Here is a 13,030-nt window from a genome sequence, read left to right on the forward strand (position 1 = left end):
TATTATAAGAATATGAATGACTATTCATTCAGTCATCTTCTTGAAGGGGACAGTAAAGTGAAGAAAAATAGACCGAAATACAATCAAATTATTGATGCGGCAGTCATTGTGATTGCGGAGAATGGGTACCACCAAGCGCAAGTTTCTAAAATCGCAAAGCAAGCTGGGGTAGCTGATGGCACGATTTATTTATATTTTAAAAATAAAGAAGATATATTAATATCCTTATTCCAAGAGAAGATGGGAGAATTTGTCGAAACAATTCGTCAAAAAACAGCAGGAATTGAAAGCGCTGTATCGAAGTTATTCATGTTGGTAGAAACGCACTTCTTGCTGTTGTCGCAAAATGATCCTCTTGCTATCGTTACGCAATTAGAGCTGAGGCAGTCCAATCAAGACTTGCGCCTTAAAATAAATGAAGTATTAAAAGGCTACTTACAAGTTATGGATGAGATTTTAGAGACTGGTATAAAACAAGGTGAATTTCAAGCAGATTTAAATGTTCGCGTGGCAAGACAAATGATCTTTGGAACAGTAGATGAAGTAGTGACCAATTGGGTAATGAGCGATCATAAGTATGATCTGGTCGCACTTTCAAAAACGGTACACGGGCTACTTATTGCAGCTTGTGGTTATCGTCAATAATGGGAGGGATCATGTTGAAATTCCTATCTGTAAGAGTTGAAGATCATATCGCGGTGGCGACATTAAATCACGCACCAGCGAATGCGATGTCTTCACAAGTTATGCATGACGTTACTGAATTAATTGATCAAGTGGAAAAGGATGATAACATTCGTGTTGTTGTTATTCACGGTGAAGGACGTTTCTTCTCAGCGGGAGCAGATATTAAAGAATTTACATCTGTTACTGAAGCGAAGCAAGCAACAGAATTAGCACAGCTTGGACAAGTTACGTTTGAGCGTGTTGAAAAATGTTCAAAACCAGTTATTGCGGCAATTCATGGAGCGGCACTGGGCGGCGGCCTTGAGTTTGCTATGTCTTGCCACATGCGCTTTGCAACTGAAAGTGCAAAACTTGGTTTACCTGAATTAACACTTGGATTAATTCCTGGCTTTGCAGGTACACAGCGCTTACCACGTTATGTTGGGAAAGCGAAAGCTTGTGAAATGATGTTAACAAGTACACCAATTACTGGTGCAGAAGCATTAAAGTGGGGACTTGTTAACGGATTGTTCTCTGAAGAATCTCTTTTAGATGATACGCTTAAAGTTGCAAAACAAATTGCTGGAAAAAGTCCAGCAACAACTCGTGCTGTACTAGAGTTATTGCAAACGACAAAATCGTCTCATTACTATGAAGGTGTACAACGTGAATCACAGATTTTTGGTGAAGTATTTACGAGTGAAGATGGAAGAGAAGGTGTAGCTGCATTTTTAGAAAAGCGTAAACCTTCATTTAGTGGCAGGTAGTTCAATTATTTTTTTAATATAAATTAACAGAAAATTAAAATTGATAGAATCTTTCTGAAAAACAAGGGGGTAAATGGAATGAACATCTACGTACTCATGAAACGAACATTTGATACAGAAGAAAAAATCGTAATTAAAAACGGTGCAATTTACGATGGCGAAGCGGAATTCATCATCAACCCTTACGATGAATATGCAATTGAAGAAGCAATTCAAGTAAGAGACGCACAAGGTGGAGAAGTTACAGTTGTAACAGTTGGTGGCGAAGATAGTGAGAAAGAACTTCGTACTGCATTAGCAATGGGCTGTGATAAAGCTGTATTAATTAATATTGAAGATGATGTAGAAAATGGTGACCAGTTCACGACAGCAAAAGTGCTTGCTGAATATTTAAAAGATAAAGATGCAGATTTAATTTTAGGCGGAAACGTTGCAATTGATGGTGCATCTGGACAAGTAGGACCACGCGTAGCTGAAGCGTTAAATATTCCGTATGTAACGACAATTACAAAACTTGAAATTGACGGTACAAATGTGAAGATTGAGCGTGATGTTGAAGGTGATACAGAAGTGATTGCAACTTCATTACCAGTTTTAGTAACAGCACAGCAAGGTTTAAATGAACCGCGTTATCCATCGCTTCCAGGTATTATGAAAGCAAAGAAAAAGCCGCTAGAAGAATTAGAATTAGATGATTTAGATTTAGAAGAAGATGATGTGGAAGCAAAGACAAAAACAATTGAAATCTATTTGCCTCCTAAGAAAGATGCAGGAAAAGTGTTACAAGGCGAGCTGCAAGATCAAGTAAAAGAACTTGTATCGTTGCTCCATACAGAAGCGAAAGTAATCTAATAAAATACGAAATTATATATGCAGGAGGGAAAATCTATGGCTCGTAAAGTATTAGTAATGGGTGAAGTTCGTGATGGATCGCTACGTAACGTTTCTTTTGAAGCGGTAGCAGCAGCAAAAACAATTGCAGAAGGCGGTGAAGTAGTAGGTCTTCTAATTGGAGACAGCGTTGCCTCTTTTGCAAATGAATTGATTCATTACGGTGCAGATCGCGTTGTGACAGTTGAAAATGATAAATTAAAATCATATACATCTGATGGTTATGCACAAGCGTTTTTAGCTGTACATGCTGAAGAAAATCCAGAAGGTATCGTTTTTGGACATACAGCACTTGGTAAAGATTTATCACCAAAATTAGCAGCGAAGCTTGAAGCTGGTTTAGTTTCTGACGTAACTGCTTTAGAGGTTGAAGGTGGAAATGTTATCTTCACTCGTCCAATTTACTCTGGTAAAGCATTCGAGAAGAAGATTGTAACAGACGGCATCTTATTTGCGACAGTGCGTCCAAATAACATTGCAACTCTGGAAAAAGATGAGTCTCGCAGCGGTGACGTATCTTCTATTACAGTTGATGTGAAAGATTTACGTACAATCATTCAAGATGTTGTCCGTAAAACAGCAGAAGGTGTGGATCTTTCTGAAGCAAAAGTTATTATCGCTGGCGGACGTGGTGTGAAGAGTGAAGAAGGCTTTAAGCCATTAAAAGAGTTAGCAGACGTACTAGGCGGCGCTGTTGGGGCATCTCGTGGTGCTTGTGACGCTGAATACTGTGATTACTCATTACAAATTGGTCAAACTGGTAAAGTTGTTACGCCAGACTTATACATTGCATGTGGTATTTCTGGTGCGATTCAGCATTTAGCAGGTATGTCAAACTCAAAAATAATCGTTGCGATCAATAAAGATCCAGAAGCAAGTATCTTTAAAGTAGCTGACTATGGTATTGTCGGTGACTTATTCGAAGTTGTACCTCTTTTAACAGAAGAGTTTAAAAAGTTAAAAGTACATTCATGATTTAAGTACCCTTGAGTTCCAAGTGAAGTACCCCTATATATAGAAAAAGGTGAGAGATCCCCTGTCTCTCATCTTTTTAGTATTTAATCCGTATTTTTATATAGTATAAAGGAACATTTTTTTGTTACAATACATAACGATACATATTATTCGCCACGTATATAAGTTAATGATATACTCTTGGTAGAATATACTTGAAGGAGGAAATAAAATGGCAATTGTAAACGCAAATGACCAAAGCTTCGCAGCAGAAACTAGCGAAGGTGTTGTATTATTAGATTTCTGGGCACCTTGGTGTGGACCTTGTAAAATGATCGCTCCTGTATTAGAGGAAATTGATGCAGAACTAGGCGAAAAAGTAAAAGTAGTAAAAGTAGACGTTGATGAAAACCAAGAAACTGCTCGTCAATTCGAAGTAATGAGCATTCCAGCTCTTTTCGTATTAAAAGACGGTAAAGTAGTTGATCAAGCGTTAGGTTACAAACCGAAAGAAGCGTTAGTAGAATTAGTTTCTAAACACTTCTAAAATAAAAAAAGCTACCATTTGGTAGCTTTTTTTATTTTCTTTTTTACAGTCTTTCCGTTACAATAAAAGAACGTATGTTGGGTGTTTGGGCATAGTATGTTTTCAAGGGAAAATAAAAATGCTAAGTATGTAGAAATGGAGGGAGACGAGTGCACGAACATTTGAAAGAGAAGTTGGCTATTTTACCAGATCAACCTGGTTGTTATTTGATGAAAGATAAGCAAGGAACGGTTATATATGTCGGAAAGGCAAAAGTGCTTAAAAATCGTGTGCGCTCGTACTTTACTGGTTCACATGATGGGAAAACACTGCGGCTTGTAGGAGAAATTGTTGATTTTGAATATATTGTAACCTCTTCGAATTTAGAAGCACTTATTTTAGAGTTAAATCTAATTAAAAAATATGATCCGAAATATAATATTCAATTAAAAGATGATAAAACATATCCTTTTATTAAAATTACGGCGGAGAAGCAACCGCGCTTACTCATTACTCGAAACGTAAAAAAGGATAAAGGGAAATATTTTGGTCCTTATCCAAATGCACAATCTGCTCATGAAACGAAAAAACTGCTAGATCGTATGTATCCACTTCGGAAATGCACGAATATGCCAGATAAAGTTTGTTTGTATTATCATATGGGTCAATGTTTAGCGCCTTGTGTGAAAGAAGTGACGGAAGAACAAAATAAAGAAATTGTAGATGAAATTATTAAGTTTTTAAACGGTGGACATAAAGAAGTTCGTTCAGAACTAGAAATAAAAATGTATGAGGCCTCAGAGAAACTAGAGTTTGAACGTGCAAAAGAGTTGCGTGATCAAATTGCTCATATTGATGCGATTATGGAAAAACAAAAGATGATTATGAGTGACTTAGTGGATCGTGATGTGTTTGGGTATGCAGTGGATAAAGGATGGATGTGTGTTCAAGTTTTCTTCGTTCGAAAAGGAAAGCTAATTGAACGTGATGTTTCTATGTTTCCAATTTACGATGAACCAGAAGAGGGTTTTTTAACGTTTATCGGCCAATTTTATGAAAACAGTAGTCATTTTAAGCCGAAGGAAATTGTCGTTCCAGGAAGTATAGACTCGGAATTAGTAGAGCGCTTTTTAGAAGTGGAAGCGACGCAGCCGAAACGTGGTAAGAAAAAAGACCTTGTAGAATTGGCAAATAAAAATGCGAAGATTGCTCTTGAAGAGAAGTTTTACTTAATTGAACGTGATGAAGAACGAACGATTAAAGCGGTAGATCATTTAGGGAAGCAGCTTGGGATTGAAACGCCGTATCGTATTGAAGCGTTTGATAACTCAAATATTCAAGGAACAAATCCCGTTTCTGCAATGATTGCTTTTATCGATGGGAAACCGGCGAAGAAAGAGTATCGAAAATATAAAATTAAAACGGTTCAAGGGCCAGATGATTATGAGTCTATGAGAGAAGTTGTGAGGCGCCGTTATACAAGGGCACTTAAAGAAAATTCACCTTTACCTGATTTGATTATTATTGATGGAGGAAAAGGCCATCTAGCGGCTGCAAGTGATATTTTAGAGAATGAGCTCGGATTATATATTCCGATGGCAGGTCTTGTAAAAGATGATAAACATAAAACCTCCCATTTAATTATTGGGGATCCACCGGAACCTGTGATGCTTGAGAGAAATAGCCAAGAATTTTATTTATTGCAGCGTATTCAAGATGAGGTGCATCGATTTGCGATTACATTCCATCGTCAATTACATGGGAAATCTGTCATTCAATCAGCATTGGATGATATTCCAGGAATCGGTGATAAACGGAAAAAGGTATTGTTAAAACATTTTGGTTCATTAAAGAAGATGAAAGAAGCTTCTATAGAGGAATTTGTCGAAGCGGGTATGCCGAAAAATGTCGCGGAGACGATTTATACGTATTTAACAGATAAGAAGACGTTGTAGTTTACAACGTCTTCTGTTTTTTGGTATAATTTCTGAAGATTTAAAATAAACTCATCTGAATGAAAATACAAAAAAGTCAACTAAACTGATATGTCTAGTTGACTGTAGGTAATGCTTACACTTCAATGAGATCTTTTATATCCCATTTTACAAGAAATGTAATAGAGTCAGAACGTTTTTTCTTTTCTTCGTATGACTCTGCAACGACGTTCCGTTGCTTTTGGATTTGTTCAGCGATGAATCCGGCTTCTAGTTGATAAGAAGAATGTCGTTTTTGTTTTTGACGTTCTGCGATGAGTGTGCCTTTAAGTTGGAACTGCATTTCACGACGCTTATGTTCAACAATGCTTAAAGTGCCCCAGCCAGCCTTTTCAAAGAACTGAATGATTTCTTCAATTGTTTCTAGCGGATATTTTCTTGCAAGGTTTCTACCAGACCAGTATAAAATACCATCTAAATCGTTGCCGATTAAATCAGGTAGTAATTCTTCACGTAGCAATTCATAAGCGAAGGCGTTCAATGAAACATCTTCTAAAGATGTTGTATCGATTGTATTTTTACTCACAATATTCCCCTCTTTCTATAGGGATTATTATATAACATTTCACATTTATAAAAACAGATTTTTCTTTAGGAAAATCTGAATATATAAGAAGAAAAAAAGAATTGGCAAATTATATGCAAATTATGTATACGTTTTCTTGACGCTTCGACAAAAATAGGAGTAAAATGAACTTGGTATCAAATTATGCTGAAATATTTCGAATAATTTTTTCAGTTTTTCTTATGCCAATAGTGAAAAAACATTATTGTCATAAACTAATCTGAAAACAGCAGTCAAACATTCAAGGGGGGTAATGGGGACATGAAAGGCCGCGAGTATACGTTTCGTAAGTGGCACTCATTAATGGGGGTCATCCCGGTTGGTGTCTTTTTGACGCAACATTTAATTGTAAACAACTTTGCAACACGAGGAGCAGAGGCTTTTAACAAAGCTGCAGGCTTTATGGAGCTCCTTCCATTCCGGTATGCGCTAGAAATTTTCATCATCTTTTTACCGATACTGTACCATGCTATATATGGCTTATATATTGCATTTACAGCTAAGAACAATGCGGTTTCTTACGGTTATTTCCGTAACTGGATGTTCGTCTTCCAAAGAATTTCAGGTATCGTTACGCTGATCTTCATTTCTTGGCACGTCTGGGAAACTCGTATTCAAGCAATGTTAGGTAAAGAGGTAAACTATGATATGATGGCAGATATTTTAAACAATCCAGCTATGTTTACATTCTACTTAGTTGGTGTTGTTTCAACAATTTTCCACTTTGCAAATGGACTATGGACATTCTGCATCAGCTGGGGAATTACAGTATCTCCACGTTCACAAAGAATCTCTACTTATGTAACATTAGCTATTTTCTTAGGTTTATCTTATGTAGGTGTGAGTGCATTATTAGCGTTCATCGATCCACAGCTAGCAAACCAGTAAGGAGTGGGAGAGCATGAAAGGGAAACTTATAGTAGTCGGCGGTGGCTTGGCTGGCTTAATGGCAACGATTAAAGCGGCAGAAGCAGGAGTAAATGTTGAACTGTTTTCTTTAGTACCAGTAAAACGTTCACATTCTGTATGTGCTCAGGGCGGAATTAACGGTGCCGTAAATACGAAAGGTGAAGGGGATTCTCCATGGATCCACTTTGACGATACAATTTATGGTGGGGACTTCTTAGCGAACCAACCACCAGTTAAAGCAATGTGTGAAGCAGCACCTGGTATCATTCATTTAATGGACCGTATGGGTGTTATGTTCAACCGTACGGAAGAAGGACTTCTTGATTTCCGTCGATTTGGTGGAACGCAACATCACCGTACAGCATTTGCTGGTGCAACAACTGGACAGCAATTACTTTACGCATTAGATGAGCAAGTACGTCGTCACGAAGTAGCAGGACTTGTAACGAAATATGAAGGTTGGGATTTCTTACGAGCTGTTGTTGATGATGAAGGTGTGTGCCGAGGAATCGTTGCACAAGACTTACAAACTATGGAGATTAGAAGTTTCGGAGCAGATGCCGTGATTATGGCAACAGGGGGCCCTGGTATCATTTTCGGAAAATCAACAAACTCCATTATCAATACAGGTACAGCAGCTTCTGCTGTATATCAACAAGGCGCATATTATGCAAACGGTGAGTTCATTCAAATTCACCCAACGGCAATTCCTGGAGACGATAAATTACGTCTTATGAGTGAATCTGCACGTGGTGAAGGTGGACGTGTTTGGACATATAAAGATGGTAAACCATGGTACTTCTTAGAAGAAAAATATCCGGCTTACGGAAACCTTGTACCTCGTGACATCGCAACGCGTGAAATCTTTGATGTTTGCGTAGAGCAAAAACTAGGTATTAACGGTGAAAACATGGTGTACTTAGATCTTTCTCATAAAGATCCAAAAGAACTAGATATTAAACTAGGTGGAATTATTGAAATCTATGAGAAATTTACAGGGGATGATCCTCGTAAACTACCGATGAAAATCTTCCCAGCTGTTCACTATTCAATGGGCGGACTATGGGTTGATTATAAACAGATGACAAATATTCCAGGTTTATTTGCAGCAGGTGAGTGTGATTATTCTATGCACGGTGGTAACCGTCTTGGTGCGAACTCACTATTATCAGCAATTTATGGTGGTATGGTAGCAGGACCAAACGCAATTGAGTATATGAAAGGTCTTTCTAAATCATCTGATGCTGTTTCATCTACTGTATATGAGCAAAATGAATTAATCGAAACAGAGAAATTTAACAATATTTTAACGATGGATGGTAACGAAAATGCGTATGTTCTTCATAAAGAGCTTGGAGAATGGATGACAGATAACGTTACAGTAGTTCGTGAAAATAAAAAATTATTAGAAACAGATGCGAAAATTGAAGAATTAATGGCTCGTTACAAACGTATTAACATTAACGATACAGCAAGATGGAGTAACCAAGGTGCTTCATTTACACGCCAACTTGCAAATATGTTTGAGTTAGCACGTGTTATTACAATTGGCGCATATAACCGTAATGAGAGCCGTGGGGCGCATTACAAACCTGAATTCCCAAATCGTGATGATGCAAACTTCTTAAAAACTACGATGGCAAAATTTGAGGGAGAAGGAAATGCACCAGCATTCCATTACGAGGACGTTGATATTTCGTTAATTAAACCGCGTAAACGTGATTATTCTTCAAAACACGATGTAGCTGCTAAGGGTGAAGAGAAGGGGGATAAACAACATGTCTGAGAAAACAATCCGCCTCATCATTACGAGACAAGACGGGCCAGATGCGCAAGCGTTTGACCAAGAGTTTGAAATTCCATATCGTCCGAATATGAATATTATCTCAGCACTTATGGAAATCCGTCGTAATCCTGTTGATTCAAAAGGGAACCAAACAACTCCGATTGCATGGGATATGAACTGCTTAGAGGAAGTATGTGGTGCATGTTCGATGGTGATTAACGGAAAACCACGTCAATCATGTACGGCACTTATTGATCAATTAGAGCAACCAATTCGCTTAAAACCGATGAAGACATTCCCGGTTGTACGTGACTTACAAGTTGATCGTAGTCGCATGTTTAATGCTCTAAAACGCGTTAAAGCGTGGATTCCAATTGATGGTACGTATGACCTAGGTCCAGGACCAAGAATGCCTGAGAAAAAGCGTCAATGGGCTTATGAGCTTTCAAAATGTATGACATGTGGTGTTTGCTTAGAATCATGTCCAAACGTAAACAGTAAGTCTGACTTTATTGGACCAGCACCGTTATCACAAGCTCGCTTATTCAACTCACATCCAACGGGTGAAATGCATAAAGCAGATCGCTTACGTGCAATTATGGGAGATGGAGGACTAGCAAACTGTGGTAACTCTCAAAACTGTGTGCAATCATGTCCGAAGGGTATTCCTTTAACAACTTCAATTGCGGCATTAAACCGTGATACAACAATTCAATCGTTCAAAGATTTCTTTGGTAGCGATAATAACTATTAATAAATATTGCCTCTTCATATCGAAGAGGCAATATTTATAACTGCATTTTTCTGTTTATTCTGTTTATTTCAAGGTGAAAAGGAGAGATAACAATGAAGAGGATTTCTTATATTGAAGACTTTGAGCAATGGGAAAGTGGTTTTTCGTTTTACAACCCTGTAAAGGTTCGTTTTGGTGAAGTAGATATGTTTGGACATGTAAATAATGTCGTTGCTTTTACTTATTTTGAAGAAGCTCGTATTGCGTTGTTTAAAGAACTTGGATTTATGCAAGAGTGGACACATGCATCATCAGAAACGATGATCGTTGTTGCGGATTTACAATGTAATTTTATTAAGCAAATATATTTTGATGAACAGCTGAAGGTGTATGTAAAGGCAGGATCGGTCGGGAATTCTTCTTTAGATTTACATTATATGGTGAAGAATGCAGCAGGAGAGGTTTGTTTAGTAGGTCGTGGAATGATGGTTCAAGCTTCGAAAAAAACAGGAAGAGGCGAACCATGGCCTGAAGAATGGAAGAAGAAATTACTACAATAATAGAGTGAAAGAAAAATAAGAGAGCAATTTGCTCTCTTATTTTTTGTCTTCCATCGCTTCTTCTAATGTTAAGTGATGTTTATATAGGTATGTAGCGTATGGATTACCAACGTAGCGTAAGTGCCATGGTTCATAGGCATATTCTGTTGTATCTGTTTTATCTTCTAAGTAACGAATGACAAAACCGAATTCATGAGCATGTTCCGCGACCCATTTTCCTTCTGCTGTCTCTCCGAAGATAGGCTCTAATTGAAATTTAGCTGATTTTGAACTAATATCCATTGCTAAACCCGTTTGGTGTTCACTTGTACCAGGAATTGCGCTTACCGAATTAGCTTCGGCTTTTCCTTGACGTCTAACGTATGTATCATGCAACGATTTTTGGCGTTTGTATGAACGATAACCAGATACAGCTGTAAGATCAAGCCCTTCTTTTTTCGCAGCTTTGAACATGTTTTCAAGTGCCTCGGCAGCATCTTTGCGCAGCAATGTTTTTTCTTTATCTTTTGGACTAATAAATGGTACATTTGGTCTCGTTAAGTCTTCAGGAATGTATCCATCTGGTAGTTTTCGATGTTTATTAATTAAGACAAGATTAGATTTTGGATTTGTTACAACTGAAAAGTCATTGTCTATTTTCTTTGCATTATGATCAGCTTTTGGAAAAGCAGGAATCTCTTCTTTTTTATGGTTATTATGCTTTTGACTTTCGACAGCTTTTGCTTCATTATGTAGTGGTGTTTTAGAACCAAAGTAAGCGAAAGATGTGATCCCGATTACAATAGTAGTGGCAGAAATAATTATTATCTTTTTCATGATGCCTTGTAATCACAGTCCCTTCTTCATAAAATGTGTATTGTTTTTTTATTATAAATCTAGTTTGTTGGAAAAGGAATATAAGAGTCATAACGTAATAGAAATGCAAAGAAAATGTCAGAAAATGTGTGAATTTGTAGTATTTTTTTATATAATTCATTTCTTATCTTTCATGATTTGCATTTTTTATGTAATATATATACATAAGAAGATGTAGCGATTATCGAGAATAAAGAACTTCTTGTATAGACTAGGAGTGAATGGGAATGGATTTTGCAACAATTATTGGACTTATTTTAGGATTTGTAGCAGTGGTAGTAGGGATGGTCGTCAAGGGCGCTGACATAACAGCCTTATTAAATCCTGCAGCAGCATTAATTATTTTTATCGGTACATTTGCTGCAGTATGTATTGCATTTCCGATGAATCAACTAAAAAGGGTTCCAAAACTATTTAAAGTTCTTTTTGGTTCAAATAAAAAGGATTTAAGTTATGAACAGTTGCTAGAATTATTTGTTCATTGGACATCTGAAAGTAGAAAATACGGTATTTTGTCTTTAGAGCAACAATTAGACAAAATTCAAGATGAATTTCTTTTGCGCGGTATGAAATTTGTGATTGATGGCGTATCCGCAGAAGATTTAGAGCAGATTTTGGAATCTGAATTAGAGGCAATTGAAGAAAGACATGCAAAGGGAGCTGCTATTTTTTCACAAGCTGGTACGTATGCACCGACATTAGGAGTTTTAGGTGCTGTTATCGGTCTTGTAGCTGCGCTTGGTAATTTAACTGATATTGAAAAGTTAGGTCATGCTATTTCTGGTGCGTTTATTGCAACGATTTTTGGTATTTTTTCAGGTTACGTATTATGGCATCCATTTGCAAATAAGTTAAAGCAAAAATCTTCAGCTGAAATTGAGAAAAAACGTTTAATCATTGATTGTTTATTAATGTTACAAGAAGGTACATATCCGTTTATTATGAAGAACCGCATTTTAGGTGCACTTTCTGCAACTGAGCGTAAAAAGCTAGAAAAAGGAGCAGAAAAAAATGCGGAGTAAGAAAAATAGAAGAGGCAAAAAGAAAAAACATGATGAGCATATCGATGAAACGTGGTTAATCCCATATTCTGATATGTTAACGTTGTTATTTGCATTGTTTATCGTTTTATTCGCAATGAGTAGTATAGATGCTGCGAAGTTTAAACAGATGGCAGTTGCTTTTCGAAGTGAATTAGCTGGGGGAACAGGTAACAAAGAATTTTTAAGTGATCAAAAGCCAAATGATGAAAAAGAATTATCAGCAAGTAGCCTTGAGGCAGAACAAGCAAAAAAACAAGAAGAAGCTAGAGCTAAAGAAAAAAAAGAGATGGATGAATTGAAAGCATTACAAAAAAAGATTGATCAATATATTAATGAAAAACAATTATCTTCTTCTTTTCAAACTAAATTAACTGAAAAGGGATTAATGGTGACAATATTAGAAAATATACTGTTTGATTCGGGGAAAGCAGATGTGAAATTAGAATCTTTAGGGATTGCAAAAGAGATGTCTAGCTTACTTGTTTCAGCGTCACCTCGTGAAATTACAGTATCGGGTCATACGGATAATGTCCCTATTGCCAATGCGCAGTTTGCGTCGAATTGGGAATTAAGTACGCAGCGGGCAGTTAATTTTATGCAAGTATTACTGCAAAATAAAGAATTACAACCAGAAAAATTTAGTGCGATTGGATACGGAGAATATCGTTCAATTGCTCCAAACGATACACAAGAAGGAAAGGCAAAGAATAGACGTGTGGAAGTATTTATCTTGCCTTTAACAGAGAAAGTAAAATAAAAGAGGATGGCGAATGCCATCCTC

At 37.0% G+C, this 13,030-nt stretch carries 14 protein-coding genes; 12 read left to right on the plus strand and 2 right to left on the minus strand.

All coding sequences use genetic code 11. The features are described 5' to 3' along the window. Positions 1-57 precede the first annotated feature (57 nt). The 6 genes from DN404_RS11865 to uvrC all read left to right on the plus strand — a co-directional run bounded on the left by DN404_RS11865 (position 58) and on the right by uvrC (position 5,759). Positions 58-645 (plus strand): TetR/AcrR family transcriptional regulator, encoded by a 588-nt coding sequence (locus DN404_RS11865; protein ID WP_000742223.1) that lies wholly within the window; start codon positions 58-60, stop codon positions 643-645. An 11-nt stretch (positions 646-656) separates the two neighbouring features. Then, complete coding sequence (locus DN404_RS11870; RefSeq protein ID WP_000911292.1) at positions 657-1,433, plus strand: enoyl-CoA hydratase; 777 nt, start codon at positions 657-659, stop codon at positions 1,431-1,433. A 78-nt stretch (positions 1,434-1,511) separates the two neighbouring features. Then, the gene (gene etfB / locus DN404_RS11875) at positions 1,512-2,285 is read left to right on the plus strand and encodes an electron transfer flavoprotein subunit beta (protein ID WP_001029028.1); all 774 of its coding nucleotides are present in this window, start codon (positions 1,512-1,514) and stop codon (positions 2,283-2,285) included. Positions 2,286-2,321: 36 nt separating this feature from the next. Then, on the plus strand, positions 2,322-3,299 hold the full coding sequence (etfA, locus tag DN404_RS11880; protein ID WP_000101945.1) for an electron transfer flavoprotein subunit alpha: 978 nt from the start codon (positions 2,322-2,324) through the stop codon (positions 3,297-3,299). Positions 3,300-3,510: 211 nt separating this feature from the next. Then, positions 3,511-3,825 carry a thioredoxin gene (gene trxA, locus DN404_RS11885; protein WP_001018943.1) on the plus strand — a complete coding sequence of 105 codons (315 nt, stop codon included), beginning with the start codon at positions 3,511-3,513 and terminating at the stop codon, positions 3,823-3,825. A 149-nt stretch (positions 3,826-3,974) separates the two neighbouring features. Further along, positions 3,975-5,759, plus strand: a complete 1,785-nt coding sequence (gene uvrC / locus DN404_RS11890) for an excinuclease ABC subunit C (protein WP_000544296.1) — start codon at positions 3,975-3,977, stop codon at positions 5,757-5,759. Positions 5,760-5,874: 115 nt separating this feature from the next. Here uvrC and DN404_RS11895 read toward each other — a convergent pair whose 3' ends face one another. Continuing rightward, the gene (locus tag DN404_RS11895) at positions 5,875-6,324 is read right to left on the minus strand and encodes a YslB family protein (protein WP_000042221.1); all 450 of its coding nucleotides are present in this window, start codon (positions 6,322-6,324) and stop codon (positions 5,875-5,877) included. Positions 6,325-6,624: 300 nt separating this feature from the next. On the opposite strand from DN404_RS11895, the gene sdhC reads away from it, so the two are divergent. The 4 genes from sdhC to DN404_RS11915 all read left to right on the plus strand — a co-directional run bounded on the left by sdhC (position 6,625) and on the right by DN404_RS11915 (position 10,351). Beyond that, positions 6,625-7,251 (plus strand): succinate dehydrogenase cytochrome B558, encoded by a 627-nt coding sequence (sdhC, locus tag DN404_RS11900; RefSeq protein ID WP_000678355.1) that lies wholly within the window; start codon positions 6,625-6,627, stop codon positions 7,249-7,251. Positions 7,252-7,264: 13 nt separating this feature from the next. Then, on the plus strand, positions 7,265-9,058 hold the full coding sequence (sdhA, locus tag DN404_RS11905) for a succinate dehydrogenase flavoprotein subunit (RefSeq protein WP_000676750.1): 1,794 nt from the start codon (positions 7,265-7,267) through the stop codon (positions 9,056-9,058). Continuing rightward, complete coding sequence (gene sdhB / locus DN404_RS11910; protein WP_001291827.1) at positions 9,051-9,812, plus strand: succinate dehydrogenase iron-sulfur subunit; 762 nt, start codon at positions 9,051-9,053, stop codon at positions 9,810-9,812. Before sdhA ends, sdhB begins: the two co-directional genes overlap by 8 nt. 92 nt (positions 9,813-9,904) lie before the next feature. After that, complete coding sequence (locus tag DN404_RS11915; RefSeq protein WP_000822734.1) at positions 9,905-10,351, plus strand: acyl-CoA thioesterase; 447 nt, start codon at positions 9,905-9,907, stop codon at positions 10,349-10,351. 36 nt (positions 10,352-10,387) lie between these two features. Here the strand turns inward: DN404_RS11915 and DN404_RS11920 are convergent, their stop codons facing one another. Next, the gene (locus tag DN404_RS11920) at positions 10,388-11,167 is read right to left on the minus strand and encodes a M15 family metallopeptidase (protein WP_000720201.1); all 780 of its coding nucleotides are present in this window, start codon (positions 11,165-11,167) and stop codon (positions 10,388-10,390) included. 266 nt (positions 11,168-11,433) lie between these two features. Here DN404_RS11920 and motA point away from each other — a divergent pair, with 266 nt between their 5' ends. Further along, the gene (gene motA, locus DN404_RS11925; protein WP_000344853.1) at positions 11,434-12,228 is read left to right on the plus strand and encodes a flagellar motor stator protein MotA; all 795 of its coding nucleotides are present in this window, start codon (positions 11,434-11,436) and stop codon (positions 12,226-12,228) included. Then, positions 12,218-13,006, plus strand: coding sequence for a flagellar motor protein MotB (gene motB / locus DN404_RS11930; RefSeq protein WP_001256734.1), 789 nt, complete (start codon positions 12,218-12,220; stop codon positions 13,004-13,006). Before motA ends, motB begins: the two co-directional genes overlap by 11 nt. The last annotated feature ends 24 nt before the right edge of the window (positions 13,007-13,030 follow it).

Source organism: Bacillus sp. TE8-1, from assembly GCF_008368855.1.
Classification (GTDB): domain Bacteria; phylum Bacillota; class Bacilli; order Bacillales; family Bacillaceae_G; genus Bacillus_A; species Bacillus_A cereus.